Raw genomic sequence first — 26,284 nt, 5'->3', positions numbered from 1 at the left:
GCGACCGCGTCCACCTTGAACTCCGGCGGATAGTTCTTCATGACCACGAGATGTCCGTCCTCGAATCCTTAGGATCCAGTGTCTCGTGTGTCCAAGATCAGGGGTCAAGGCCCGGCGCCTTTTGAGGTAGGGGTTGCCGGGTCTGACTTTCGTGTTCTTGGTGCGGCCGGCGGACTCATGGTGGCCTGGGCAGACGCCGGCCCAGGACGCGAGGTGCTTGGCGGAGGCGAAACGGGTCATGTCACCGCCGGTCTCCGCGATGATCACTTCGGCGGTGGCCTGGCTGATGCCGGGGATGGTGTCGAGCAGGTCGAGGGCGTCCCGAAAGGGCACCACCGCCTCCTCGACGCGACGGCTGAGCTGGTCGATCATACTGGTGAGCTGGTCGTGCTGATCGACAGCCAGACCAGGGAGGCGTGGTGTTCGCGGAAGCGGCCGGTCAGGGCTTCGGTGAGTTCGGGGATCTTGCTGCGGAGCCTGCGTTTGGCCATGTCCGCGAGGGTTTGCGGGTGGCGTTCACCGCCGATGAGGGCTTCGAGCATGGCCCGGCCGGAGACGCCCATGATGCCGACGGCAACCGCGGACAGTTTGATGCCGGTGCCTGCCGGGCGTTGCCCAGGATCACGTTCAGGTCCTCGGCCAGTACGTAGTAGAACGGTTTCCAGCAATCGGACGTCGTCTCGATCACCACCAGCGTCACGTTCGCGGCGACCAGGTGGTCGAGCAAAGCCAGCACGGCGTTCGCCGTCGAGCTCCAGGTGGTGGTCTCGGTGGCGAACGATCCCCGCCGTTTCGTGCTCGGGGTCCGCACGCACACCTTGGCGCCCTTCTCGCTGATGTCCAGGCCGGCGCACCCTTCGTGCAGTACCTCCACGCTCCCGCTCCCTCCGATCGGCGCCGTTCCGGGAGGACCAGGGTGAATCAGGAATTCTGACGCAGGCGCTTCACAGCAACACTCCACGGTTCCCGTGGACGGCCCCCAGTACCACGCTGACCTGCGCACTCACAGGCATCACAGAAGCATCAGTTTCGGCCGGAACGAATCCCACCACCATCCCGGACCGGCACCAGGCCCCGCCAGAGCCGACAGAAGCACCCCGGCGCGCGCCACGGCATTTACCACGCCCCCGGCGCGCACCGAAGGTGCGCTGGATCGCTGACCTGCACAATCACCTATAAATCCCTCTCCAGAGCACCGCTTGACGAGAGACAGGAGCATCCCCAGGGCTGAAGAGCTGAGCTTCGACACCCTGCTCAAGAGCCCTGGGAACCTGCCTGTTCTCCCTTCCGCACACCGTCACCCGATCGCTACCCACCCTGACAAAGCTCAGGGAACTGTGACGATGCAGTTCGTGCATTCGGATTCCTGCTTACCACTTGACCGGAACTTGGCGGAATCCTTCCATGAAACTACCTTCGCTGCGGCGCAGGTCGGCGGGATTGACTGCGAGTTGCAGTGTGGGGAAGCGGCGTAGCAATGCCCCTATGGCCGTCTGCAGTTCCATGCGCGCCAGGGCGGCCCCGATGCAGTGGTGTGGGCCGGAGCCGAAGGCCAGGTGGCGGTGGCTGCCATCTCGGCGGATGTCAAATTTTTCGGGGTCGGGAAAAAATTTCCCGTCTCGATTAGCAGATTCCATGGCGGGAATCACGCCGGCCCCCTTGGGGATGACCACCCCGTCGATCTCGATTTCCTCATTTGCGTACCTCAGACTAGCGAGCGAGGAAAAGACCATCTGGATGCGCAGCAATTCTTCGACGGCCTGCGACGTCATTGACGGGTCTGCGCGGAGCAGGTTCAGTTGGTCCGGATTGGTAAGCAGGGTGATGATTCCGGCTCCAAGATGATTGGCGGTGGTTTCGTAGCCGCCGAGCAGGACTCCTTGCGACCACCAGGCGAGTTCGTATTCGGTGAGGCGAGAATCGTCTTCGTCGCGTGCCTGTATCAGAGCACTGATCAGGTCGTCGCGCGGGTTCTTCCGCCTGGCGTCGACAAGGTGCTCGATGTATGTCCAGAGTTCACCGCGGGCTATTGCGATCTCTTCTGGATTCCCTGGGGTGATGGAGAAGAATTTATCCACCCAGGTGCCGAATTTTATATGATCTTCCGGAGGCACTCCTAGGAGCGTGCTGAGGGTGCGGATTGTCAGAGGGAAATTCAGTGTTTCATGCAGGTCGGCGGGGGATCCGGACGATTCCGTATTGTCTAGCAGCTCTTCCACGAGCTCTTCGGTCGGTTGCCGCAATTGCTTGACCCGGGCTGGCGTGAATGCCTTGACGATGAGCCGCCGTATGACCGGATGCCTAGGTGGATCAAGGCTGGCTCTTGGGTCTTGCAGCATATCGTTGTCGCGGCTCAGACGAGCATCTTCCGGATTTTTCCGGTCCTTCCGCACCCTGGGGTCGGACAGCAGGCGTTTGACGGCGTCATAGCCGGTGACCAGCCAGACGGTGTCTCCGCTGGGAAGCGTGACCCTTACGGCGGGGTTCTTGTGAATCCCATCCAGCGCTTCGGGGGTCGCCATCGCTGTAGTTCGCGGGAACGGATAGGGAAGGAATCTTCTTTCCATGGTTCCTCTTTCAGGTCTTGCTGATGCCCGGCGTCCTCAGGATGGGTCGTGTAGATCTGCTCGATGGTCGCGGCCAGGAGGGTGAACGCCCACGCGGACGACACCGGATGGAACAGGTGCGATCACCGGGCGAGTGAGAAGCCCACCTCTCGCATCAAGACGTTCTCATTGTGACCTGCGACACCCCAACCTCCAACCTCCAACCTCCGGCCACGCCGCGGACAGTGGGTGAGTAATCGGTACTCAAGAAACCAATGGAGGTCGTGCTTTAGATCGAGGTGCCACGGTTGGTCACGCGTCGAGATCGGACAGTGAACCTCTTTCATCGTGAATAGTCGCAGGTCAGGAGTGTGTAGTCGGCTTGAACGATGGTGCTGATGCGGCGGGTGGAGCATCGGGCTCGTGAACAGCCGCCAGGACTTCAGCTGGGCGAAGGCTCGTTCGCCAGGGGCTCTCAGCCTGGCGTGGTCGCGATTGAACCGCTGGTGATGCTCGGGCTGTATCGACGCGGCGAGTGGCTGGAGGGTGAGACTGTCGTGGGTGTTGGCCGTGGAGATGGCGACTGCGACTGGAAGGCCGGACCGGTCGGTGACGAGGCGGATCTTCGATCCGTCCTTGCCGCGATCGGTCGGATTCGGCCCGGTCAAAAGCCCGGACACTCACCGAGTCGACGGGCGAAACGCGACCAGTCCAGGCCTCCCTGAGCGCCGAGTTCATCCAGGATGACCCGGTGAAGACGGGACCAGACCCGCTCCTTGCTCCAGCGAGCGAAGCGACGGTGGTGTAAAGCTCCCCGCTGGCGGACTGAGATGTCCCCGCTGGTGGACGCGTGATCCCTCTTGGCTGTCTATCCACCCGGTCTGTTCTCTTGACCGATGCGAAGAGCAAAGAGGAGATCATGGAGATTCTGAAAACGTACGACGCCACGGGGCAGTTACCGTGCGGCGGCCGAGCTGGCTGGGGTCGACCATCACACCGTGAGCGATATGTGGAGCTTCGCGGCAATGGAGGGACCCGCCGAGGCGGCAGCAGCGGCCGAAGATGATCGACGACTACCTGCCGAAGATCGAGGAGCTCATCGAGCGGTCCGGCGGCCAGATCGACGCCGACCGGATCCGCGCCGTGATCCCGGTGCTTGACAAGACCCACCCCACGATCGTCGGCTGCTGTATACGACGCTGCGGCGGAATGGCGGGTTACGCACTCACGGACAATGAACGGACGTTCTCTCGAATACTAATACGCAATCTGCAGATCATCGCGATCGGCCACCACTACGGGCTCACGGTCAGGACTTGTGTCCCGGCCGATCCGCAGTCGAAGGGCGGGTCCGAGGCGACGGTGCAGATCGCGAAACGGGACCTGGTGCCTACCGGCGTCGACCTCCAGCCGGCCTACCGCGACTTCGCGGATCTCGAGGATGCCTGCCGGCAGTTCCAGTTCACCGACGAGGTGAGCAACAAGGTTAACCGGGCGATCCGGCGCAAGCCCGTCGAGGCCCCTGCCGAGGAGGCCAACCCTCTGGACCGGCTGTCGGCGAACCCGTTCTCCGCAGCCTTGGGCACCACTCGGAAGGCCGCGAACGGCGCGACGATCTCAGTGGACTCGGTCCCGCACCAGCTGGTCGGGCAGACGGTCTGGGCCCGCTTCCACGGTGACGAACTCGTGGTCACCGCGGTCACAGAGGACCGCGCTGTTGAGGCAGCCCGCCATCGGCGGTCCACCTTGGGCAGCCGTCCCATCAAGGACGAACACCACCGCCCCGCGAGGACAAGGACGCAGGCCGCCCCCCGAAGGCCACCCGTGCCGGGGAAGCCGCGTTCTTGCCCGGGCGGGGCCGCGTCCTGGCTGGTCCAGGCCGCGGCGGATGCCGTCCAGTTGGCCAAACTCCACGGTGCCGGCGAGGGTGGACAGGGCCCTGGCACCGCGGCGATCGCAGGCCGGTTGGCCGAGAACGACCTCATCTCCATCCTCGACCACCACCTCGGACGCACGGTTCCCGGCCCGACGAGAGCGCCCGAGAACCACAGCCTCCAGCCAGGCACGTCCGCCTGGTCCCGATTCGGCGTCGCCCCTGAAGGAGACAACTACTGATGGCCACCCCTCTCCGCACCGTGCCGGGCTCCCACGGCGACCAGCTGGCCCGAGGCAATCGAGCTGACCCGCAGGCTCAAACTCCCGCACATCCGGCGGGCACTGACCGACTACGTACGCGGCGCGACAGCAGTCGCTTGCCCTCGGCGTCCAGGACCACGCAGTGGTGATGGGTCTTGCCGATGTCCACGCCCGCCCATATCTGAGGCACGGGTTCCTCCGGTTCGTCGGTGTGCGCTGCTCTCCCGAACGACCTCGCCAGCGTGGTCCTACTCAGCGATACACCCGCAGGGGCTCGCAGCTCCTAATCACCGGCCGAGTCGTCGTGAGACACCGGGCGGCCAGGTGAGGCGAACCATCGAATGCAACCCGCTGAAAGCCATACCCGGTGTCTCTGAGCCCCTGGACCTTACGACGGCCCGTCCAACCCACCAACAACGCAGGACCCGCTGACCAGCCATTTCGCCCACCAGTACAGGATGAAAGAGGTTCCCTGCCCCGACACACAGGAGCCTACCTCCCCTGAGTAGTGATTACTCATCACGAGAAGTCTCGCTCAGCGGAGGCTGGGGCACGAGAGAAGACGACCACCCATCCCGAAAACGATCTTTATATCGAAGAGCCTAGCGGAACTGTCGTACTCAAGGAGCCAACCTTCCATCATTCAAGCTGGCGCACGAGGGTCGTTGCACGCACCTATGGAGGCAGTCATGAACCCTGCTGGCGCGGTCGCTATCATCGGCATGTCTGGCCGCTTCCCCGGAGCCGCCGATGTGGGCCAGTTCTGGGAAAATCTGTGCACCGCAACAGAGTCCATCCATTTTCCAAGTGTAGAAGAATGCGTGGCTTCCGGGGTCCCTCGGAGCGAGGCCATTAAGAGCAACTACGTCCGAGCAAAAGGCGTACTCCCCACAGCCGGTATGTTCGACGCCGCATTCTTTCGGATGACTCCCAGCCAGGCTAGGATCATGGATCCACAGCACCGGCTCCTTTTGGAATGTGCTTGGGAAGCTTTTGAGGATGCTGGCTATAATCCCAGGGATTGCACAGAAGCAGCAGGGGTATTTGCTGGCTGCAGTACAGGCAACTCCTATCTGAATCGCTACGTGCAACCGGAAAGCCAGGGGAAGCTCGATGACTATCAAAATAACTTGCACAACGGAACCGATTTCCTGACTACCTGGGTATCCCATCTCCTGAACCTCCGCGGCCCGAGTCTGGCCGTTCAGACAGCCTGCTCCACCGGTCTCGTTGCGGTGGTCACTGCGGTCCACAGTTTGCTCAGTCATCAATGCGACATAGCACTGGCCGGGGCGGTGTCGGTCGACTATCCGCTTGTAGCTGGGCATGAGCACGTGGAAGGAATGATTCTGTCCAGCGATGGGCGGTGCAGGCCTTTCGACAGCCGCGCCGATGGGACCGTCCGGGGCAACGGAGCCGGCGCAGTATTGCTGAAGCGACTCGCGGACGCCATGACCGACCACGATCACATTTATGCGGTTATCCGTGGAGCAGCCGCCAACAACGACGGTTTCCTCAAGATGGATTTTACCGCGCCGAGTATCGACGGGCAGGCCGCTGTCATTACCCAGGCGCTGGAGATGGCCAGCTGGGATCCGGGCTCTGTGGGGTACGTGGAAGCTCATGGGACGGCCACTCCGCTCGGGGATCCAATTGAGGTCGCCGCTCTCAACAAGGCCTACCGAAGCGTCTCGACCAAGAAATCCTGCGCGTTGGGGTCAGTGAAATCCAACATCGGTCATCTGGACGCCGCTGCAGGAATCGCTGGACTGATCAAGGCGGTCTTGTCGGTACATCACGGAAAAATTCCGCCTTCCGTGCACTTCCAGACGCCTAATCCTCTGCTCCATCTCGAGGAAGGCCCCTTCTTCGTCAACACCATGCTGAGGGACTGGCCAGAGCTGCGTCGAGCAGGGGTCAGCTCGTTCGGCATGGGCGGCACCAACGCCCATGTTGTCCTCGAGCAAGCTCCACCGTCGCCCGCACACCTTGGCTCCCTGGCAGAAAAGCGTGTGATTCTGCCACTCTCGGCGAAGACTCCTGCCGCACTTGGCGATATGGGCCAGCGCCTGGCCGAGCACCTTGAACGCCACCCTGCGCTGCCGCTGGGCGACGTCGCGCATACTCTGCAATGGGGCCGAGAGACGTTCGCGTATCGTGGTCTGCTGGCCCATCACCCTCCGGGGTCAGCCTGGAAGCTGATGGCCAAGAGTGACACACCGGTTCAAGAACGCGGTGTGATGTTCCTCTTTCCCGGCCAAGGTACGCAGCACGTGGGCATGGGCAGGGACCTCTACACCAGCGAACCTGCCTTCAGTCGCGCCATGGACACCTGTGCCCAAATTCTGCAAGGAGAGTTGAACACAGACATCCGCGACCTGCTTTACCAAAACTCCGCGCCCGATCAGGCCCTGGAGCAGACACGTCTTTGCCAGCCTGTTCTGTTTGCAGTTGAATATGCTCTGGCCCAGCTGTGGCTGAGCAAGGGTATCCGGCCTGTGGCCATGCTGGGCCACAGTCTCGGTGAGTACGTCGCTGCCTGCCTTGCTGGCGTCTTCTCCCTGCCGGACGCTCTAAAGCTGGTCTCCCTTCGCGGCGCACTCATGCAGCAGACAGCCGCCGGTGCCATGCTCGCCCTTACCTTCCCCGCCGAAGAGGCAGCCGCCCTTCTCCCTAACGGCGTGGTTGTCTGTGCAGCAAACTCTCCACAGTCATGCGTCGTCGGCGGGGACGCATCCGCGGTACTCCGTCTCCAAAGGAAGCTTGAGACCGAAAACATCGCCTGCCGGCTGCTGCGTACCTCGCATGCTTTCCACTCTCCGTTGATGGAGCCTATCCTCGCTGCTCTGCGGGAGGCCTTCAAATCTATATCTTTGCATCCTCCGAATATCCCCTACCTCTCGAACGTAACCGGCGAATGGGTCACAAAGGAACAAGCAACTGGTATCGGTTACTGGTTGAGCCACGCTACCTGCCCTGTGAAGTTCTCTCCTGCTTTGCAACGCGCTGTGCGCGACATGGAACCAATTCTGCTCGAGGTCGGCCCAGGTCGCACGCTTACCTCTCTTGCCGCCCAGCAACTCGCCCACCCTTACCCCGCTTTCAGCACTCTGCCCTCTGATACAGAGGACAACATCACGGCGCTGCAGGAAACGATCCATCGCCTCTGGTTCCACGGCGCGGCCGTCTCCTGGTCGGCTCCTGCTACCTCCACCCGTCGTGTCAGCCTGCCCACCTACCCGTTCCAGCGTCAGCTCTTCTGGGCTGGGAACCATACTTGTGCCGACGGTCCGAGCGAACCCTCTTCTATCTCCGAGCTTCCCTCGTCCAGCAGCCTGACCTCCGCTAGCCCCGATAGATGTGATGCTGGCCAGGCTCTGGAGAACGCCATCATGACCATCTGGGAGGAGACTCTCGGTCTGTCCCCCATCAACCCCGACGACAACTTCTTCACTCTTGGAGGAACCTCGCTCCAAGCAGTCCAGGTCGCTAATAGAATTAAAAGCAAGATATCACCCGCTGCTTCTACCCACCTGCTTATCCAGGCGCCTACCATTTCCGCGATGGCTCAAATCCTTACTGCCTCCCGCGACCTGGGAAGCGAGTCGGCACTCGTCCCACTCAAGCCTGGAACCGCCGAGACTCCGCTGTTTCTCATTCACCCCGTGGGCGGTCACGTCTACCTGTATCGGGAACTGGCCTCAGCCCTACGAACACGTCGAGCCGTCTACGGAATTCAGGCGGGCAGCGCCGACGACGAATCGGCGAACCCCCGGTCCATGGAAGCCATGGCCTCCTCTTATCTTTCCGAGATCAAGAGTATGCAGCCACAGGGCCCCTACTACCTCGGCGGTGCCTCCATGGGCGGCATCATCGCTTACGAAATGGCTAGGCAGCTCCACGAGCAAGGCGAGGTCGTCGCCTTGCTGGCCATGCTCGACTCTCCAAGCCCTGGATATTTCCCGACCGATCTAACCGGCCCAGAAGCAATCATCCGATACCTCCTGAACCTCGACGCCCTCGACGATACTCAAGTCGCCAACGACCTGCGCAGGCTTTCTCCACCTGCCATGGCCGACTACCTCATCGAGCACGGCACATTTGCCCACAAGTATTTCCCTCGCGAATCGCGAGATGAGGTTGCCCGCTTCCTGCGGACATTCGATGCGAACACGAGGGCGATGTCGGACTACCGACCAGGCCGCTATAGCGGCGACATCCTCTTCTTGCGCGCCCAGACCTCAGATCCTTATCTCCCCCGCAATCTCGATACGGGCTGGCACCAACTTGCCGGCGGAACCGTCACGGTCCATGACGTGCCTGGCAACCATATCACTATGAACTTTACACCCAACATCGAGAAATCCGCCAAAATTCTTGACGCCCGACTCCTGTAAACAGCGCCGCATGGAAAGGGATGGACATGGTAAGCGAGCAGGAAAAGTGGGAGCGGTATTGGAATGAACTGCCCACAGGAGTAGGCCATTCCATCTGGGATAGCGACCCGTCAGTAGTCGCTGCCGAACACCTTCCGCTGTTCCAGCCACATTTCACAGCGGATCTCCCGCTGCTTGACATCGGCTGCGGAAACGGAACACAGACGGCATATCTCGCCAAGCACTACCCCCTCGTGATCGGCCTCGACGTATCGAAGTCGGCCGTTCGGGCGGCACAAGCCGCCTGCTCGAGCTCGGGCATCTCTTTCCGCCAGTTCGATCTACTCGACAGGGAAGCCACCGAGGAAGCACACACAGAGTTCGGCGACTGCAACATCTACCTCCGAACAGTTCTTCACCTTTTCGACGATAAGGTGAAGAAAGGCGCGGTCGAAAACCTGGCACAGCTACTTGGTGAGACCGGAGGTGTCTTCGCCATCGAGATTACCGACTCGATCCAAGACTTGTACACTCTCGTCAGGTCCGGGCAGGCCGACTGGGCAGACAAGCTGAACCGCGCGCTCAGCTACGACTTGACTGGCGGCCAGTTGGCCGACGGCGAAATGGAGCAACTCGCCACATCCGCAGGAATTAGCGTAATTGCCAGTGGACGGAGTCGGGTATATAGCACCGCCACACTGCCCGATGGCCAACCGCTGATCGTGCCCGCGGTGTACATGATCGGCAAGGCTTCCGTTGCGTCCAAGGAGGCTCAACGGTCAGGAGCATGAGGCACCGTCTGCGGTATCACGTCGGAACGGGGCAGCGGCTGAGAGGCACCTTGACCGTGACTCTCACGTCAAGTCGTGACTCCCCGGCCACCGCCCGTGGAACGGCCCCGTCCCCGCCAGACACTGTTGTAGTGACGGTTCATGATCCCTGCGGTATCCCGGCGATATGAGATGTCCGGAGGATGCGGGCCTGACTCCTGAGCGTCGGACATTTCGTGAGGGGATCCGGCTTCAGGCCGGCAGTGGTTCGCGGCGGGTGAGAGGACTGCGGTGATCGCGAAGGACCTGCGGGTGAGTGTGCGGTCGTGGAACGCTGGCGCCGCGCCTGGCGTGAGGGTGGCATGAACGCCCTTCGCTCTACGGGCCCGGCGAACGCCCCGGCCGTTGCCTCTGCGCAGTTCGCCGTACTACTTAAGTAAGAGCGCCCGGCAGTAGGCGTCACTTCAGGCGCTTGGCGGTGGGGCGGCCGTTCCAGCGGTAGCGCGGGGTCGCGCGGCGGATGAGCATACGCAGGGTGACGATCGCTGCGGACAGGTAGAGGTAGAAGTCCACGACAAGGCTGCGCTTCTCGGTGCAGCGTTGCAGCTTGCCGAAGCCGTTCATCCACGCGTGGCTCCGCTCCACCACCCATCTCTTGCCGACCTGGACCGGGGCGGGGACGCCCTTGCGGGCGATCTGGCCGGTGAATCCCAACTCGCCCAGTGCGGAACGGAACTTGCGGCTGTCGCAGCCGCGGTCCAGATTCACGCTGACCCGGCCGGGACGCTCGCCGACCTGCTCCTTGGCGGCTTGAAGGGTGGGCACGAGCAGCAGGGAGTCGTGGCAGTTGGCCCCGGCCAAGACGATACCGGGCGGGATACCGGTCGCCTCGGTGGCCACTGAGCGTTTCAGGCCCTGTTTGCCCCGGTCCACAGGCGAGCCCCCTGCGGCCTCCCCGCCGCAGGGGGCCTTATGGAACAAAGAATGCGCACTGACCGCATTGTGCAGTGACTCACCCGGAGGGGGCAGCTGGCTGCCTACCTACAACCTGGAGCTCGACTGCACGCCACTCGCCCTCGGATTTCTCCCAGACACAGAGGAACCGTACGTCTTCCTTTTCTGTACGCCCGTCAGCATAAGTATGCTCACCCAAGAATTCACCGGTCATCAACCCCACCGCACCATCGGCAAGTGGTCGTACATCTACATCGACCCTTTGGATTCTCGTACCGCCATCCTCAGCCAGGGCCTCATATAGGCTTCTATACCCTTCGAGATCATAGGTCTCCCCGGTGAAATGAGTATACCGGAACCCGGGTACCATCACGCGGTCCACGAAAGACACATCCTTCTCCTTGATGGATGTCATCCATGCATCAAGGAGACCGCGCAGTTCAGTCTCGATTTCCACTTCGACACTCCCTTCTCGTGGATTCATAGTAAATTCGCGCCATTGTGGCCACTTCGGATGTTTCCGTCCAGTAAACAGAGATTAGAGTACTGTGCTTGCGGCCTGGGCAGAAAATTGCCAGGCCGCCGGAGATAGTGAAGTATTGCAAGTGAATTTCCAGAGCTCTCGGCGCGCATGAATATAGCGAAGAAGAGCGCATCATCTCTTCGGTCAGCGTGATCAGGTGGGGGCTGCCCAGCAAGCAAGTCTCTGCTCATCCCTGTGGTGGGCCTGCAAGGTGGCGGCCGTTGCCATAGCTCAGCGTCCGCGCCGGGAAGCCGGGCTGGCCATGTCCACAGTGCCGCCTCTGTCCTGGAGTCATGGCGCCAGTTACCGGCTCGCTGCCTTTCCGTTGGCCGCGTTGATCAGTGAGGCGAGGTGGTCCGCGTAACCCCGCAGCGTGGGATGGGCAAACAGGTCCAGAGGAGTGAGGTTGGGTACGTTGAAGAGGGCAGCCGTTCTTCCGTGGATCTCGATCACATCAAGGGACGTCCCGCCAACGTTGAACAGGGTGTCTTCTGGTTCAATGTCCTGCTCGATACCCCGAGCCCGCAGCACCTCACCCCAGATGCCCCGTATCTGCTCCTGCACGGTTCCGCCGCACAACGGGGGGTATGCAGGGGCGACGGGCGTGCTGTTCGGGAGGTGCGCGGCTGCAGGCACTGCCGGAAGTGCCGCACGGTCGACCTTTCCAATTGCAGTGAGGGGCAGCTGCGACAGCTGGATGAAGGCAGCTGGAATCATGTGCCTGGGAAGTTGCAGTGCGAGGTGGTCATGCAGTTCCGCTGTCTGTGGCGCTTGGTCACCGGCAGTGGCGAAGTAGGCAAGCAGATCGGCGTCCTTGGCGCCGCTGACCGTGGTGACTTCCCGACGGATGACGACGGCTTCGGTAATGAAAGGATGCCGGAGCAGGGCGGCTTCTATCTCGCCGGCTTCGATGCGGTAGCCGTGGATCTTGTACTGGGTGTCGCGGCGGCCGTGGTAGTCGAGGGTACCGTCCGCGCGCCAGCTGACCAGATCCCCAGTGCGGTACAGACACGCGGCCGGGTCATCGCTGAACGGGTCGGGAATAAAGCGGTCGGCGGTCAGCTCCGGATTGTTGAGGTAGCCCACCGCTACTCCGTCGCCCCCCACACAAAGTTCCCCTTTCTGCCCGATGTCGGCCAGCGTGCCGTCGTCGCGCAGGATGTAGCAGGTGGTGTTGGCGATCGGCTTGCCGATCGGCATGACCGTAGCGTCCGCGGGAAGGTCATTCACCAGGTAAGCGGTGGTGCATGCGGTGTTCTCGGTGGGCCCGTATCCGTTGACCAGGTGCCGGGGAGGCCGACCGCTGGCGAGGACGTTGCGTGCGGAGGCTGGGTCGAGTGCTTCGCCCCCGACTAGAACGTCACGGAGGGTACTGAAGATGTCCGGCGCCTGCTGGGCCAGACGATGGAAGACCGCGGTGGTGATGAAGGCTGTGGTGATCCCCTGAGTCTGGAAGAGGCTTCGGAGGTCTTCCGGTGACACCAAGAGGCGGGAGTCCGCCACGACGAGGCAGCCACCGTTGAGCAGCGCCCCCCAGATCTCGAAGGTGGAGCCGTCGAACGAGAGTGACGAAGCATGCAGCATACGGATATCTGGGTCAAAGGTGACGTAGTCGGTGTTGACCACGAGGCGGGTGATGCCGCGCTGCCGAATACCGACGGCCTTGGGGTGACCGGTGGAGCCGGAGGTGAACATCACATACGCCAGGTCTTCACCAGTGATGGAGCGGGCGAGGGCCGGCGGATGGTCCATCGTCTGCTCTTGTACTCGCAGCACCGTGCCGCTGACGGCGTCGAGATCACAGTCGCTGCCGGGCAGCGCGATGACCGCATGGACGTCGGCGTCCTTGACCATGGCTGTCAGTCGTGGGGTGGGGTATTCGGTGTCCAGCGGTACGTACACCGCGCCAGCCTTGATGATGCCCAGAAGGGCAACGATGGCATCCGCGCAGCGCGTGCCGAGCATCCCTACCCGCTGGCCGGTCTGAACATCTTCGCCGACTAGGGCATGAGCGACAGCATTCGCCCGCCGTTCCAGCTCCCGGTAGGACAGCTGATACTCGCCGTCGATGACGGCGCATGCATCGGGTGTCTCGCGGGCCCAGCGGCCGAACAGCTCCGCCAGGCCTGCCTCGCGCGGCCAAGGCCGGGTGGTGGCATTCCATCTCCGTACCTGAGCTACATATGTGGACTCGGGCCTGCTGATCCAAAATGATGTCGGTGTCATATTGGTTCTCTTTTGTTGCGGTCAGCGCGAGAGGGGGCGCACTGTCGTGAAGGAGGTGAGCAGGTCGGTGAGTTGATCGAGGTGCTTGGTCAGCTCAGCGGGGGCGTAGCAGTTGGGGTTGGCGTCGATGTCGAGCGTGAGCGGTGCACCGTCGGCGCGGACGTGCAGATGGATGGCGAGATCTTCGACGAAGCCCGCGCCGGCGGACAGATTGGTGGCTCTGGCCGGGTGTCCAGCGAAGTGGAGTCCGTAGTCGAAGGGCATTACGTTGATCATCGGCCCGAACAGCCGCCGGTTGCCGCCGACGAGCCGTAGGTCGCGTCGCAGCTGTTCGCCCCGGTAGCGCTGATGGGGCCTGATCTCCCGCATCTGTGCCACGACCGCCTGTACCACAACGTCCGGTCCAGTCTGCGGGTTTATGGGAACACGTAGGGGGACGGTGTTCATCAGCATCACCGGTGCGCGTGCGGTGGCTGACCCCAGTCGGCCCATCACTGGCAGTCCCAAGACCACCTCGTCGGCACCGGTGCGCCGGTGTACGTAGAGGGCGGTGAGGGCCAGGACTGCTTCGGCCCAGGTGGCGCCGTTCTGCCCAGCCAGCGCGCGCCAGCCATCCATACTCTGGGACGGAAGCTGTCTGCTGGACCGTATCAGCCGCCCGGAGGGGACCGACACGCGCTCGCTTAGGCTCACCGCCTGCTGGGGGTTGGCGAAGCGGGCCTGCCAGAACTCCTGGTCCGCCTCGTACTGCGAGGATCGGCGATATAGGGCCTCATCGTCGAGTGCGGCTTGCAGGGAAGTCAGCCGTCCGGCGCCGTTGGGGCGGCCGGTGACCACAGCGGTGTACAGCTGTGCCACCCGGTTGGCAATGAGGGAGAAGCTGTAGCCGTCCAGGGCAATGTGATGGGTGCGGTGATACCACTGGTATCGGTCGGGGCCGAGGCGGAACAGGGCGTGCGCAAACAGCGGGCCTCGTTGCAGGTCGACCACGGCTTGCAGATCGGTGCGCATCCATGCCAGCGCGGCCCGGTCTGGATCTGGTTCGCCGCTGACATCAATGATAGGGAGCTCCCACTCTCCAGGTGGGTTCAGCAGCTGGATCACGCCGCCCGAATCGGCCTCGAAGCGGACGTGCAGGGCGTCGGCCTCGGCGACGGTCTTACGCAGGGCTTGCGCGAAGCTCGTCGTGTCCAGAGGCCCGTCGACCTGGATGTATTCGGCAGCGTTGTAGAGCGGGCAGGTGGGGGCTAGTTGTTGGGCTACCCATACGCCTTGCTGCGCCGCGGTCAACGGCAGCCGCTCTACCTGCGTCCTACTGCGGGGGGGCATCGCAGTCAACCTGGGAGGTGAGCAGTGCGCCCCACTCGTTCAGGGTGGGCCGTTCGGCGAGGTCAGCGAAGGTGACAGCGGCCCCGCGGGCGCGCCATTGCTCGACCAGTGTCATCAGCCGGATGGAGTCCAGCCCCTGTTCGTGCAGCGGCACATCCTCTGCCACGGCAGTCGGGATCACGCCGAGCACGGCGGCCACATCCAGGCGGAGCCTACCCAGGGACAGTGCATTATTCATGCTCACGAACTCTCCTCCATGGACGTGATTGCGGTGGCGATACGGTTCCGCAGCCGTTGCTTGCTGATCTTTCCGACAGCCGTACGGGGCAGGGCATCGATGAACTCGAGCCGATCGGGCACTTTGTAGGCTGCCAGCCCCCGGCCGCGAACGAAAGCGAGCAGATCAGAAGCTTTGGCACGGCCGTTGCGGGGGACGATGTAGGCGCAAATACGTTCGCCGAGGAAGGGGTCCGGCATGGCCACCACGGCTGCCTCGGCCACGTCCGGGTGGTCCAACAGGTGGTTCTCGATCTCTTCGGCGGCGATCTTCTCTCCGCCGCGGTTAATCTGGTCCTTGGCTCGGCCCACTACCGTCAGGTGCCCAGTCGGGGTCTGGCGAACGATGTCGCCCGTGCGGTAGAACCCGTCCTCGGTGAATGCAGCCTTGTTGTGCTCCGGGGCCTTGTAGTAGCCGCGGATAGTGTTGGGGCCACGGACCAGGAGGTGCCCCGGTTCACCGGCCGGTACATCCTGGTCGGCGTCGTCGACCACCCGAATCTCATCGGCCGGCGAAAGCGGCCGGCCCTGGGTATGGAAGACCGTCTCGTCAGGGTCGTCGAGACGGGTGAAGTTCAACAGCCCCTCGGTCATCCCGAACACCTGCTGGACCTGACAGCCAAGTACGGGTCGCACCGTGCGGGCGAGCTGAGAACTCAGCTTCGCCCCGCCCACCTGCAACAGCTGAAGGCTGGACAGGTCATGCCCCGTGTGGTGGGCGGCCTGCAGCCACAGCGCGGCGACCGGAGGTACCACGGCGGCAACCGTAGCTTTTTCCTGTTCAATCAGGCGGAAGGCGGCATCGGGCGCCGGATGGGTCCCAAGCACCACCCGACCGCCCGACAGGAAGGTCCCCAACGCCCCCGGAGCGCTGAGGGAGAACTGGTGTGCCACTGGCAGGGAGCAGAGATACACCGTTGTCGGGGAGAAGCCACACAACTCGGCACTCGCCCTGGCCCCGTAGAGGTAGTCGTTATGCGTTCGGGGGATCAGCTTCGGGGTCCCCGTCGTCCCGCCCGACAGATGCAGCAAGGCAACGCCTGCCGGGTCGACTACTGCACTGTCGAACCAACCCTCGGAGAAGGTGTCACGCACTGTGTCAAGCGCACAGTGCGCACCTGGGTCCCCCACAACAAACACATGCCGCAGTGCCGGCGCATCCCGACGTACCTCTGCCGCCAGCGTGCGGAAATCGAAACCGGCATGCTCGTCGGCGACTATATAGGCGACCGCATCGGTGAACTGGCAGAAGTAACCCACTTCATTGCGCCGATACGCCGGCAGCACCACGACGGGCACTGCACCCACCTTGAACAGGGCAAACATTACCTCGAAGAACTCGGCAACATTCGGCAGCTGCACCACCACCCGATCACCCTGCGCAATGCCGAAGGATCGGAAGCCAGCAGCTAGGCGGCCGGACCGCACATCCAGTTCCCGAAATGACCAGCGCTCATCCCCCGCTGCAATCGCCACCCGCCCACCGAAACGCGTCGCCCACTCACCCGGCAACTCTCCCAGCACATCTCCCGACCAGTACCCTGCACTCCGGTAACGCTGCGCAAGCTCTTCAGGCCAGGCAGTAAATCCGTCCATGATCATCCTTAGGAGCTTCAGTGCTGCAGGTCGTCAGCGTCCCGCCGCCCACACCCCCAAAGGGGTAAAAGGAGCATCTGGGGCAAAATCGTACCAATCCATGACTCCAGCCTCCATGCACGCATTCAGAACGCCTGAGCAATAGATGCTCAGGCGGCCCCGGGAGGGCCGGCAGGCACGGCCGAGTCCCCCAACCTGGCTGCTCCCTACAAGATGAGTCCGGCTTAGGGGCTTGCCAAGTGGGTCTGGACGGCGGTGATGGCGCTTCCTGAAAGCGGCCACCCCCACAAAGGAGGAGCCGCCCGATAGCCAGGCAGGTCCAGGAACGGGACTCCAGGGTGGTCGAAGACCAGCGCGCAGCGCCGCCGCAGGCGCCCTTGAGGGGCCACGTTCACATGCGCACCGACCGGGTTGACGCCCGCCCGGTGTCGGACCACGTCCGGGATCTGATCGCCCAGCGTCCGGATCTGCCGGTAGCGGTCATCGCCCGGCGAGCCGGTGTAGCCGCTTCCACCCTCAAATCGCTCTTGTCCGATGCCCAGCGCAGCCCGGATGCGGCACGTACGGTCAGCCGTGCGGCAGCGGCCCGTCTGCTGGCCGTCGCGCCTGACGATCTGCCGCACTATGACCGCGGCTACGGCGGACGCTCCACCGACGCCACCCCTGCTCTGCGTCACGTACGCGAACTCCTGACCGCACACCCCCACCTGTCGCAAGCTGCTCTGGCCCGCGCGGCAGGCATGTCACTGACGACGCTCGCGGCCGCGCTCCACGACGTGGACGCGGGCCAGCCACGCAGAATCCAGGCCGCGGCCGCGGACCGACTGCTCGCGCTCGGCAACCGCACTCCTCTTCCCGGACGCGCCACGCGCCGCAGCGACACCGTCGACGCCCAGCCAGCCGTCGACCACGTCAGGGCCCTGCAGCTGCGCTACGACCGGGCCAGCACGGCCTTCATCGCCAAGGTTGCCGGGTCAATCCCAGCACCTTCGCTTCCGCACTCATCGACCACGAGCGTGACACGCGGCGCGGGATCAGCACGGACGTCGCCCGACGGATCCTCGCCGTGCACGAACTGCCCCCGCCGGCCTTCAAGCGCCAGGGTCATGTCACGGAGATTGGGCTCCTGCGGCGCCTGCGTGGCATGCGCGCCGCAGGCTGGACCCTCCCCTCCATCGCCCATGCTGGCGCCACCACCGCGAAATCACTCACCGACTTCGCCAGAAGCCGCACCAGCACACCCGCGGTCCGGGCCGCCGTCCTCACCGCCTGGGACCGTCTCGCCCATCAGCCAGGGCCCTCCACCCAGGCCCGGCGACGCGCTGCGGCGAAAGCCTGGAACCCTCCCCTGGCCTGGGACGAACACAGCATCGACGACCCCGACGCCACCCCCAGTGGCACCCGCGTACCCGGATTCCCCCAGCGCTGGGCCCCCTCTGTCCTGCGGCACGAACTCGCCTTCTTCACCCACCACCTGGGCCTCAGCCGCCCCGAATGCCTCCGCCGCCTCGGCCTCAGCACCAGGCGCGCCCGCCAACTCCTCACCGCACCATCAGCCAACCCCGACACCCACCACGCCACCGCCCCATAAGGCACCTCGCCATCCGACGCATCCAGGCTGGCTCGACCAGCCAAGACCTCCCGCAGACCACCCCGGGCAGGCAGATCGCGACCTCAACCAATGCACACCTAGTGCCCGATTCCCTCGGTTTTGGGTATTGACTGCTCAGGGTTTCCGTGCTGCACGGGAGTGTGCTGGAAGTACGGAAAAACATTCCGGCCCCTTCCGGACAGGCAGTGATCCCGATGACAACCACCACGGTCTCCCGCAGCCGGCAGCAGCGCCCCGCGCATGCCGCCCCGGCCGGGGATCACGTGCTCGGCCTGCCGCTGGAACACGGGCCGCTCGCACCCGCCACCGCCCGCCACACCGCCCGCCCGGTCCTGGCCACCTGGGGACTCACCGAGGACCAGATCTACGACACTCTGCTGGTCATCTCCGAACTCGTCACCAACGCTGTCACCCACGCCCTGCCGCCCGTCGTCCTCCACCTGCACGCGACGGCGAACGGTTCCGGCCATGTGCAGGTCCACGTCAGCGACGGCGGCCCCCGGCCCGCCTCAGCCGCCACCAACTGGGCGGCCAACCGACCCGACGACGAACACGGCCGCGGAGACACCATCATCACCACCCTCGCCCACCACACCGGCACCGGCACCGGCAGCGACACCGACTGCCTCATCGACCACTGGGCCGACATCCGCGCAGCCTGATCCACTCTCCCGCCCCGATACGGGAAAAGATGCAGCAGCCGGCCTGGCCCACCCGGAACCGGAGGCGGCCATGCGAGCGGACGAACTGCTCCGGACCCACACCCTGTGGTGTGGGGACACCGTCCTGCTCCGCCTGACCGGAGAACTCGACCTCGCCACCGCCCCACTCGTCCACCAGGCGCTCACCGCTGCCCTGGCCGGGCGCCCCCGAGCCCTCTGCCTGGACCTCACCCCTCACCTTCTGCGACGGGACAGGACTGCGCGCGCTGAACCGGCTCACCCACCAAATCCACACCGCCCACGCAAGCCTCCACCTGACCGGCCTGAACCCCAACCTTCACCGAACCCTCGACCTGCTCAAGACCGCATCCCCTTGGCTCCCGACCGCCCTGCTGCGCTGACGGCACAAGCAGCAGTCGGCCGCCACGACCGCGGCTCGGTCGGCGAAACGGCGGTCCTGCAGGCGTGACGCCATGGCCCGTGCCGTCGTTGAAGAGGACGGGCGCGTGAAGTGCACCCCTGTCACATGGAGACACGGCCCGCATGAAGGGGGCTCTGGACAACGCCTCGCCCAGAGCCCCCGCCTCGCATTTCTCAGGCGCCGCCCGAAGACGGATTCCATGCCCGTCCCCCGCGCCACTGGACCCAGCGCGGGCGTCCAGGACCTCCTCCGGAGCACTCAAGCCCGCCGCCTGCAAGAAGACGATCACATCATGATCGGAGAACGCCGTGCCCAAAGACTCCTCGCGGCCTCGGCGCCGCCTCCGTGTATCACAATCACCCGCCGTCCACCCGCGCTGGCCGGCTCATCCACGGCGATCAACGCTGCCATCCCTCCACCATCACACCACGGAGGCGGGGGCATGCCGGGTTGTGGGTGTAGGCGGCCTGGCACGTAGAGGCTCCGGGCTCCGGTGCGGTTTTGTGCCTCGCCCCGGACGGCACAGTGGACGGCCATGCCACCAAACTGAGCAGACTCCAGCCCGGCAAACAGTTCGCCTACGTCTTCGACATGGGCGACGACTGGGCCCACCCGTGCGCGGTGTCGGAGAAGCGCATCGACCCCCTCGACGAACTCGGCGAGGCACGAGACCGCCCGGTCCCCTACTGGGGCTGGGGGCAGCCTCCCGGACCAGTACGCACGCCGCTGGGACGGGGACGATGGGCAGTCGCCCATACCGAAACGGCCAGTCGGCGGGCTCAGCGACCTGCCCCCAGTCCTGCCCTGGTGGGGCGAGCCACGCCGAGGATGACCTCACTCCGCGTACACGAGGCGGCCGCGAGCGGGAAGTGCAGTCGGCTGTCGGCACCCTGCACGCTTGCTCAGCAGGGCCCCTGACCGGGCGGACGGCACACGTCTTTCCGGGGGACAATCGTCCGGTAGAGGGGTACGGCGGGAGCCTGGTCAGCGCGTCTGCCCGCCGCGCGGACGGCGCGGCCCGGAGCCGGTCCGTCGTGGGCGCGGGGGCCTGCGCCGTCGGCCGGTGGGGACGGGGAGGAGAAGCCACCCGGAACAGCGGAACGTGCTGGGGCCGGAACCGCTGCCGCGGACGACCCGGCGGCTCCGGGCCGCGGGGCCACGGCACGGGCGATGATCCGGGCATGAGGATCAGCGCGGCACAGGCGGTACACGCCTCCTCCACGCTCCATACCCGGCCGAAGGCCGCATCGTGGCGCAGGACCGGATTCAAGTCCCAGTGCCCTTCGCGGCGTGAGAGTTCGAATCCCTCCACTCCTACCAGTTCCCTCAACCGGCCCACACCCGGCCCGTCCACGTGGCCGCACGCGCCCGCGCAGCTGAGGCCGTGAACAGGCCTCTCTGTCAGCCGGATCGAAGCTCCGGCAGCAGCCGGGGCAAAAGCGCCGCCGGCCAGCGGACGGAGGCTGCATATGGGGTGGGTGGGACTTGAACCCACGGCCGACGGATTATGAGTCCGCTGCTCTGACCAGCTGAGCTACCACCCCGCCCGTTCGATTAGAACACGCGCCCGGTTCCGGTACCCCGCCAGGGCCGACACCGGATAGAGCCGCTGGCCGGAGCGGCCGGGCGAACGTGCCCCGCTCTGCGTGTGCGGGGAGTCCCGTGCAGGGCCACGATGAAGGCATGTCCGCTCCGGCAGGCGGGGGTGACGAGGGCGCGGCGCGCCGGGCGCGGGTGCTGCGCCTGGAGACATTGCGTGACATCGAGGCGCTGGTGCGCGAGTTGCAGGAGCTGCACGGTGAGCTGCTGGCGTGCGAGGACAGCGAGAGGGAGCGGGTGCGGGACCTTCTGCACGCGGCGGGGGTGATGACCGGGGTGTGGCTGGACGACATCGCCTGCCGCTTCGCCGAGACCGAGCACGATGCGGATGAGCTGTTCGCGCGGGCGTGGCAGTTCGTCGAGGACCTGGACTTGAACCCGGGCGGCTTTCTGACCAGAGACGATCCGGCGCTGTTCACGACGCTACGGGGGTCGGCCGCCAGTATGCTGGCCCGGCTATGGGTCACCGGCTACCTCCTCGGCCCTGTCCCCGATGAGGCGTGGCCCGACGAAGAACTCGCCGTCCTTTTCCTCAGAACACTCGAGCACCACGCCGACGCCCTCGCACTGGCTGAAACCCTTGACCACCACCATCCGGGCCGTGGCGAACCGCCCCCGACCGAGAACCCCGAAACCTACGAGGAACCGGACCGACCGCAGCCGGAGTCACCCTGACCACGCCGGCCTACATCGGAGCAATGAAGGCCCTGGCCGAGCACACCAGCGGCCTCGGCAGCACTTGCTCCGTGGCTTCCGGCTGGCGGGTTCCCTCCCGAGGCGCCCGTCGCAGTTGCCGGCCGGACTTCCGTACCCCCAGGGCATCTGCCTTCCAGGAGTAGCAGCACAAACCTCGGGTGCCGCTATCCCTCGGCGCTGTACACAGCGCGGGCTCCGCCTTTCCGTCGCGCTGGCCGGGTGGAGGAAGGGCGGGCGAACAGGCCCATGGCGTGGTGCCATGAGGTGCGGTGCATCGCCGCGGCTAGGGTCTCGGACGCTTCCTGGGCCTGGCCGGGGGTGCGATGGGCGTGGTGGTGCGGCAGCAGAACAAGCCAGGCTCCCTCCCCGACGGGGGTGAAGGACGCCAGATGGACGTGCCACTGCGGGCGTGAGGGTACCGGCCGGGCGAGGAACAGCAACCCCCGGCCGGCGAACACAGTCCGGGTGTAGGACTCGTCGATCAGGGCGCGGTCGAAGAACGGGTTGCCGGCCCGCCGGGCGGCCAGCCGGACGTGGGAGAGATCATCCAGCCGGAACGGCTGCTGCACGCGCACGGACCCTCGCAATAGGTAACGGGTGGCGATGCCGCCCAGGTCTTGCATTGCCCCCCCCTCAACGCATGCCCCGGGTATCAGGTGCCCGCCCGGACACCGGTGACCGGTTTGGGGTGGTATGCGGCGGCGATGGTCGGCACGCTGAAGGGCAGTATCACACCGCACGACCCTGCATGGGGGTGGTGGCGATGCCGAACACCGGCGTGTCCGTCGAGCTGACCCCCGACGGCTACACCGTCACCCGCGTCACCGGACACGGGCCCACCGAAACGGCCGCGTGGAGCGACTTCTGGAACGCGTACCACGCCCAGTGGCCCCCTACCTCCCTCACGGCACCCGAAAGCCTGAACGACCCCCAGCGCCGACGCACAATCCACACCCTGCGTATCCGCGACCTCTTTGGCTGACACAGCCCCCGCTGGGACACCACCCCGTACACACGGGACAGCCAGCCAGCCACCGCTCAGGGAGACCTGGAATGAACGCCCATGTCCTCGTGATCCGTGACAGCCGCCAGGCCGTCGCGTACGTGACCGGCGAACTCGACATCGCCACTGCACCCCGCATCCGCCAGGCACTCCTCGACACCATCCACCGCCACGAGCAGGTCACCATCGACCTGGACCGGCTCGACTTCTGCGACTGCGCCGGCCTCAGCGCACTGATCACCGCACAGAAAGCCGCCCGCGCACACCGCACCGCCCTGCCCCTCCGGAACGTGTCGCCCCAACTCACGCGGCTTCTGCGCTGCATCCCCCACACCCTGCCCATAGAGCTACAGCCCCGTGACGCCTTGCCCGCTCGCGGCTTCCGTGTCAGCAGCGGGTGAGCACTGCAGAGCAGCGTTTGCACGGCAGTTCGGGAAACACTTCGGCGACCGGCGCCGGGATGATGCTCACGACGACGCACAGCACCGCCCATCGGCAAGGCCCCCTGCCGTCGGCGTCGCCATCGGCCGGCGGCCGGCCGGAGAAGACCGCCGGCCCGCCTGGTCAGTGCGGGGCCAGGTGCTTGATCTTGATCCAGTCGCGGGTACGGCGGCCCGGCAGGTAGGGACTGGAGAGCCGTTTGGCGACCATCCCGTCATAGCCCTCGGCGCGGGTCTGCTCAAGCGCCTGGGCGGCAGGCGAGGGCCAGACCGCAGGTACGGCAATGTGGGGGGCAGGAGGAGTTCCCGAAGCTGCCGAAGAAGGGCGGGTACAACCTCGCGCGCAACCCTGGCAAGGACGGCAAGTTCAAGGCGCTGAAATCGTTCTTCGTCACCCGCTGCGGACTCGTCTTCCCCCGGGTCTTCGACAACTGGAAGAAGGAGCGGACGGACCGCTTCCTCCGGCACGCCAAGACGCACATGGAGGGGTGGCACCCGGCTCGGGGCCCTTGGCCAGGGTCCTCCCAGGGGACAGGGGTGAGGCAGGACAGGTGTCACCGGACGTCGCCGCGCTGGGAGACACCAAGCAGCTGCGCGACCTGGGCCCCCTCCTCGCGTTCCGCGTGTTCGCGGGTTCCACGCTGGTCGTCAGGGTCACGGCGGGAACGGCAGGGCGGCCGCGCTCAGTACCGGTCGGGAAGGGTGGTGCGGATGTCGCGGACGGCCTGGTGGACGGCAGCGACCTAGCAGGAATACGCGGAGGCTACGGCTGGGTTCCCGCCGTTGTGCACCGCAATCCACTACAGTCCGGCCCAAGGTGAGCAAGGGCCCGGACTCGTGCGCCGTCCAGGCCCAAGCTGCCGCGATGCCGGATGCTTCGCCCTACGCCTGGTGCGGACTCTTCCACCGGCACCCACGCCCGGACGTGGCGACGGAGCTTCCCTTTCAGTCACTACGTCCGGAATGCGGCACGGGCCCGGGACAGACTCAGCCCCAGGCACCAGGTCAGACGAGCGTCACATCGCGGCTGCTGTCATCGCGCGGCACATCTGCGCGCAGCGGCGACATGCCTCCGCACACCGCATCATCATTGGATCATCCGGCATGGCCATACACGCCTGTGCGCACATCTCGCACGCCTTGGCGCAGATCCCGGCGATGTCGGCTGCCATCGGCGAGCGGCGCGTCATCATGTCCGCGCACATCCGGGTCATCTCCGAGCAGTCCATGACCGCCCGCATGACCTGCATCGACGGTGCGCTGCCCATCTGCATGCAGGCGCTCATCGTCTCTTCGCACACACTGTGGCACGTCATGCACGCCTCGATGCAGTCCTGCATCTCCTGGCTCATCGCAGGCATCGACCCAGCAGACTGGCTCATGGCTCCTCCTCGGACAGCAGGACCCGGAGTAGGCCCTTTCCCCCTATTGCACTTCTTCCAGTTCCCCCCCGCCACAGCAGAACCAGGCGCCCGATGTCCCGAGGACATGCATAGGCGTTTGGTCGGTCTGGGCGCTACGTGGACGCGGCCCCGACGCCGGGCGCGGTGTCGGGGCCGCGGACTACGCGGATCCGGCCGTGGGGCGCCCGGACCTGTGCACGCGTCACTCGACTCAACGCTCCTCGTACCCCCGGAGACACGAGGAGCGTCAACACCGTGGCTGCATCTTCACCCGGGGGCGGGTTCGGCGCCGAGGTAGGTCAGCATGCGGTGGGCCGGTGGCGGGCCGGATTCGTCGAGCGCCGGATCGCCGTCCTGGGCGACATGCCCCGATCGGGTGGTCCCAGGCCATGCTCCTGCGGAACGCTCATAACTACGGATTAGGTCGGTGACGGACGAGCAGGTGGCCACTTTGGTCACCAGGGCGCTGCAGTCCGCACCGAAGAACGCCACGTGCTGGTCGACACGGTCGATGGCAAGGGAACTGGGCCTGTCGCAGTCGACGGTGTCGCGGGTCTGGCGGGCGTTCGGTCTGCAGCCGCATCGTTCGGAGACGTTCAGGTTGTCGACGGATCCGTACTTCGTCGACAAGGCCCACGACGTCGTCGGCCTCTGTCTGGACCCGCCCGAGCGGGCTCTGGTCTTCTGCGTCGACGAGAAGTCGCAGATCCAGGCCTGGACCGCTCGCAGCCAATGATGCCCGGAGTGCCGCAACGCGTCACGCACGACCACGTCCGCGCCGGCACCACCACCCTGTTCGCCGCCCTGGAGGTCGCCACCGGCAAGGTCATCGGTTCCCCGCATCGCCGCCACCGCGCCGAGGAGTTCAAGAAGTTCCTCGCCAGGCCAGCCCGCTACGGCCTGAATCACCCCCACCACGCCAGAACACACCTCGAACCGGATCACACCACCAACAGCTCACTCAACCTGACAATGCCTGCTGAAGTCCTGGTCTACCTCAACAACCCCACCGCCGTGTCCGCGGACGAACTGTCGACCGAGATCCAATGGCTGATCGACGACGACGGCAGCTGAAGCTGGCACTAAGACGTCGTTTCTTATGGTGGTTCTTGGGCCTCTCCATGCGGGGATACTGCTTCAGTGCTGTTGACATGGATCGCCGAGGTGGCCGAAGAGCCGTTGGCATTGGAGCCGGGTGACCGGCGGGTGGAGTGGGAGACCAACACCTGGTCGCTGGGTCCAGAGGGCGAGGATGGGCGGCCGTTGTCCGCTGCCGAGGTGGTCGCTGCCTTCGAGCAGACTGCTGCTGGCATCCGGGAACGCATTCGCGAGCTGGACTTTTCCGGAGTAGCGACGTTCTATGTGTGGCACGACGGGCAGGCCGGGCAGCTCCGGTGCTCGACCGGCTCCGTTCCTCCGGACGAGTTGCCGTTCAACGGCACCTACGTGATTTCCGACCATCTTGGTCCGGTCGTCGAGGGGTTTCTGGCCGACAGCATGCCCGGCGTCGTCGCCTGGTCGGACCTGGCCGACGCGGAGAGCCACTTGGAGCAGGCCATGACCGAGCCTGAGATCACGCCCTTGCGTGTCTGGACCAGCAGCGTTGGAACCTCACACTGAATGCCCTTGCGCATCCAGGCGGGCGAGTCGGCGGTGGCCGATGAGGGTTGCGGCTATGCCGACGAAGGCAAGGAAGTGTTCGGCCTTGCGTTCGTA

20 protein-coding genes, 1 tRNA gene and 6 pseudogenes are annotated in these 26,284 nt (G+C 65.0%); 10 read left to right on the top strand and 17 right to left on the bottom strand.

All coding sequences use genetic code 11. The features are described from left to right. From ACFQ79_RS32685 to ACFQ79_RS32665, 5 genes and pseudogenes are all read right to left on the bottom strand, one after another. The coding region (locus ACFQ79_RS32685; protein ID WP_383590155.1) for a transposase at positions 1-372 on the bottom strand (372 nt) is incomplete at its 3' end. Positions 373-439: 67 nt separating this feature from the next. Continuing rightward, positions 440-874, bottom strand: a complete 435-nt coding sequence (locus tag ACFQ79_RS32680; protein ID WP_383590153.1) for a hypothetical protein — start codon at positions 872-874, stop codon at positions 440-442. 496 nt (positions 875-1,370) lie between these two features. Beyond that, a complete protein-coding gene (locus ACFQ79_RS32675; RefSeq protein ID WP_383590151.1) occupies positions 1,371-2,522 on the bottom strand; it encodes a cytochrome P450 in 1,152 nt (383 codons plus the stop codon). A gap of 367 nt (positions 2,523-2,889) precedes the next feature. Next, positions 2,890-3,067 (bottom strand): annotated as a pseudogene (locus ACFQ79_RS32670) (IS5/IS1182 family transposase); the annotation flags it as partial. Then, positions 3,067-3,360, bottom strand: a pseudogene (locus ACFQ79_RS32665) (IS5/IS1182 family transposase); the annotation flags it as partial. The pseudogenes ACFQ79_RS32670 and ACFQ79_RS32665, both read right to left, overlap by 1 nt. A 105-nt stretch (positions 3,361-3,465) precedes the next feature. Between ACFQ79_RS32665 and ACFQ79_RS32660 the strand changes: the two are divergent. Next, a pseudogene (locus tag ACFQ79_RS32660) lies at positions 3,466-4,661 on the top strand (IS21 family transposase). A gap of 115 nt (positions 4,662-4,776) precedes the next feature. Here the strand turns inward: ACFQ79_RS32660 and ACFQ79_RS32655 are convergent. After that, positions 4,777-4,872: pseudogene (locus ACFQ79_RS32655) on the bottom strand (transposase); the annotation flags it as partial. A gap of 499 nt (positions 4,873-5,371) precedes the next feature. Between ACFQ79_RS32655 and ACFQ79_RS32650 the strand changes: the two are divergent. Both ACFQ79_RS32650 and ACFQ79_RS32645 read left to right on the top strand, forming a co-directional pair. Then, positions 5,372-9,079 carry a type I polyketide synthase gene (locus tag ACFQ79_RS32650; protein ID WP_383590149.1) on the top strand — a complete coding sequence of 1,236 codons (3,708 nt, stop codon included), beginning with the start codon at positions 5,372-5,374 and terminating at the stop codon, positions 9,077-9,079. A gap of 26 nt (positions 9,080-9,105) precedes the next feature. After that, positions 9,106-9,849, top strand: a complete 744-nt coding sequence (locus tag ACFQ79_RS32645; RefSeq protein ID WP_383590147.1) for a class I SAM-dependent methyltransferase — start codon at positions 9,106-9,108, stop codon at positions 9,847-9,849. Positions 9,850-10,287: 438 nt separating this feature from the next. Here the strand turns inward: ACFQ79_RS32645 and ACFQ79_RS32640 are convergent. The 7 genes and pseudogenes from ACFQ79_RS32640 to ACFQ79_RS32610 form a co-directional block, all read right to left on the bottom strand. Next, positions 10,288-10,803, bottom strand: a pseudogene (locus ACFQ79_RS32640) (transposase); the annotation flags it as partial. A gap of 37 nt (positions 10,804-10,840) precedes the next feature. After that, positions 10,841-11,239, bottom strand: coding sequence for a nuclear transport factor 2 family protein (locus ACFQ79_RS32635; protein ID WP_383590145.1), 399 nt, complete (start codon positions 11,237-11,239; stop codon positions 10,841-10,843). A gap of 369 nt (positions 11,240-11,608) precedes the next feature. After that, a complete protein-coding gene (locus ACFQ79_RS32630) occupies positions 11,609-13,531 on the bottom strand; it encodes a non-ribosomal peptide synthetase (RefSeq protein ID WP_383590143.1) in 1,923 nt (640 codons plus the stop codon). 21 nt (positions 13,532-13,552) lie between these two features. Beyond that, positions 13,553-14,821, bottom strand: a complete 1,269-nt coding sequence (locus ACFQ79_RS32625; RefSeq protein ID WP_383590141.1) for a condensation domain-containing protein — start codon at positions 14,819-14,821, stop codon at positions 13,553-13,555. 22 nt (positions 14,822-14,843) lie between these two features. Then, the gene (locus ACFQ79_RS32620; protein ID WP_383590159.1) at positions 14,844-15,098 is read right to left on the bottom strand and encodes a phosphopantetheine-binding protein; all 255 of its coding nucleotides are present in this window, start codon (positions 15,096-15,098) and stop codon (positions 14,844-14,846) included. A gap of 2 nt (positions 15,099-15,100) precedes the next feature. Next, a complete protein-coding gene (locus ACFQ79_RS32615; protein ID WP_383590139.1) occupies positions 15,101-16,738 on the bottom strand; it encodes a (2,3-dihydroxybenzoyl)adenylate synthase in 1,638 nt (545 codons plus the stop codon). 925 nt (positions 16,739-17,663) lie between these two features. After that, complete coding sequence (locus ACFQ79_RS32610; RefSeq protein WP_383590137.1) at positions 17,664-17,840, bottom strand: hypothetical protein; 177 nt, start codon at positions 17,838-17,840, stop codon at positions 17,664-17,666. A gap of 36 nt (positions 17,841-17,876) precedes the next feature. Here ACFQ79_RS32610 and ACFQ79_RS32605 point away from each other — a divergent pair, with 36 nt between their 5' ends. Next, positions 17,877-18,323: a hypothetical protein gene (locus ACFQ79_RS32605; RefSeq protein WP_383590135.1), complete on the top strand. Its 447-nt coding sequence runs from the start codon at positions 17,877-17,879 to the stop codon at positions 18,321-18,323. A 215-nt stretch (positions 18,324-18,538) separates the two neighbouring features. Then, entirely contained in the window at positions 18,539-19,006 is a 468-nt protein-coding gene (locus ACFQ79_RS32600; RefSeq protein WP_383590133.1) for an ATP-binding protein, read from the top strand. 1,891 nt (positions 19,007-20,897) lie between these two features. Here the strand turns inward: ACFQ79_RS32600 and ACFQ79_RS32595 are convergent. Then, positions 20,898-20,971: transfer RNA gene (locus ACFQ79_RS32595), tRNA-Ile, on the bottom strand. 139 nt (positions 20,972-21,110) lie between these two features. Between ACFQ79_RS32595 and ACFQ79_RS32590 the strand changes: the two genes are divergently transcribed. Then, a complete protein-coding gene (locus ACFQ79_RS32590) occupies positions 21,111-21,701 on the top strand; it encodes a hypothetical protein (RefSeq protein ID WP_383590131.1) in 591 nt (196 codons plus the stop codon). Positions 21,702-21,886: 185 nt separating this feature from the next. Here the strand turns inward: ACFQ79_RS32590 and ACFQ79_RS32585 are convergent, their stop codons facing one another. Further along, positions 21,887-22,345, bottom strand: a complete 459-nt coding sequence (locus ACFQ79_RS32585; RefSeq protein ID WP_383590129.1) for a hypothetical protein — start codon at positions 22,343-22,345, stop codon at positions 21,887-21,889. A gap of 140 nt (positions 22,346-22,485) precedes the next feature. Here ACFQ79_RS32585 and ACFQ79_RS32580 point away from each other — a divergent pair, with 140 nt between their 5' ends. Next, positions 22,486-22,704 carry a hypothetical protein gene (locus tag ACFQ79_RS32580; protein ID WP_383590127.1) on the top strand — a complete coding sequence of 73 codons (219 nt, stop codon included), beginning with the start codon at positions 22,486-22,488 and terminating at the stop codon, positions 22,702-22,704. 71 nt (positions 22,705-22,775) lie between these two features. Beyond that, the gene (locus ACFQ79_RS32575) at positions 22,776-23,126 is read left to right on the top strand and encodes an STAS domain-containing protein (protein ID WP_383590125.1); all 351 of its coding nucleotides are present in this window, start codon (positions 22,776-22,778) and stop codon (positions 23,124-23,126) included. Between the two features lie 163 nt (positions 23,127-23,289). Here ACFQ79_RS32575 and ACFQ79_RS32570 read toward each other — a convergent pair whose 3' ends face one another. Next, on the bottom strand, positions 23,290-23,451 hold the full coding sequence (locus tag ACFQ79_RS32570) for a hypothetical protein (protein ID WP_383590157.1): 162 nt from the start codon (positions 23,449-23,451) through the stop codon (positions 23,290-23,292). Positions 23,452-24,181: 730 nt separating this feature from the next. Then, complete coding sequence (locus tag ACFQ79_RS32565; protein WP_383590123.1) at positions 24,182-24,547, bottom strand: four-helix bundle copper-binding protein; 366 nt, start codon at positions 24,545-24,547, stop codon at positions 24,182-24,184. 312 nt (positions 24,548-24,859) lie between these two features. On the opposite strand from ACFQ79_RS32565, the pseudogene ACFQ79_RS32560 reads away from it, so the two are divergent. Both ACFQ79_RS32560 and ACFQ79_RS32555 read left to right on the top strand, forming a co-directional pair. Beyond that, positions 24,860-25,453: pseudogene (locus ACFQ79_RS32560) on the top strand (IS630 family transposase); the annotation flags it as partial. Between the two features lie 255 nt (positions 25,454-25,708). Further along, complete coding sequence (locus ACFQ79_RS32555; RefSeq protein WP_383590121.1) at positions 25,709-26,188, top strand: hypothetical protein; 480 nt, start codon at positions 25,709-25,711, stop codon at positions 26,186-26,188. The last annotated feature ends 96 nt before the right edge of the window (positions 26,189-26,284 follow it).

This window comes from Streptomyces sp. NPDC056480 (assembly GCF_042795405.1).
In the GTDB taxonomy this organism is placed as follows: domain Bacteria; phylum Actinomycetota; class Actinomycetes; order Streptomycetales; family Streptomycetaceae; genus Streptomyces.
The sequence above is the reverse complement of the archived record's forward strand: the minus strand, read 5'-3'. Positions and strand labels throughout refer to the sequence as shown.

Coding starts and splice junctions, on each gene's coding strand:
- ACFQ79_RS32675 (WP_383590151.1), bottom strand. CDS start 2,522: ATGGCGACCCCCGAAGCGCTGGATGGGATTCACAAGAACCCCGCCGTA.
- ACFQ79_RS32650 (WP_383590149.1), top strand. CDS start 5,372: ATGAACCCTGCTGGCGCGGTCGCTATCATCGGCATGTCTGGCCGCTTC.
- ACFQ79_RS32645 (WP_383590147.1), top strand. CDS start 9,106: ATGGTAAGCGAGCAGGAAAAGTGGGAGCGGTATTGGAATGAACTGCCC.
- ACFQ79_RS32630 (WP_383590143.1), bottom strand. CDS start 13,531: ATGACACCGACATCATTTTGGATCAGCAGGCCCGAGTCCACATATGTA.
- ACFQ79_RS32620 (WP_383590159.1), bottom strand. CDS start 15,098: ATGAATAATGCACTGTCCCTGGGTAGGCTCCGCCTGGATGTGGCCGCC.
- ACFQ79_RS32615 (WP_383590139.1), bottom strand. CDS start 16,738: ATGATCATGGACGGATTTACTGCCTGGCCTGAAGAGCTTGCGCAGCGT.
- ACFQ79_RS32610 (WP_383590137.1), bottom strand. CDS start 17,840: ATGACCCTGGCGCTTGAAGGCCGGCGGGGGCAGTTCGTGCACGGCGAG.
- ACFQ79_RS32605 (WP_383590135.1), top strand. CDS start 17,877: ATGCGCGCCGCAGGCTGGACCCTCCCCTCCATCGCCCATGCTGGCGCC.
- ACFQ79_RS32600 (WP_383590133.1), top strand. CDS start 18,539: ATGACAACCACCACGGTCTCCCGCAGCCGGCAGCAGCGCCCCGCGCAT.
- ACFQ79_RS32590 (WP_383590131.1), top strand. CDS start 21,111: ATGTCCGCTCCGGCAGGCGGGGGTGACGAGGGCGCGGCGCGCCGGGCG.
- ACFQ79_RS32585 (WP_383590129.1), bottom strand. CDS start 22,345: ATGCAAGACCTGGGCGGCATCGCCACCCGTTACCTATTGCGAGGGTCC.
- ACFQ79_RS32580 (WP_383590127.1), top strand. CDS start 22,486: ATGCCGAACACCGGCGTGTCCGTCGAGCTGACCCCCGACGGCTACACC.
- ACFQ79_RS32575 (WP_383590125.1), top strand. CDS start 22,776: ATGAACGCCCATGTCCTCGTGATCCGTGACAGCCGCCAGGCCGTCGCG.
- ACFQ79_RS32565 (WP_383590123.1), bottom strand. CDS start 24,547: ATGAGCCAGTCTGCTGGGTCGATGCCTGCGATGAGCCAGGAGATGCAG.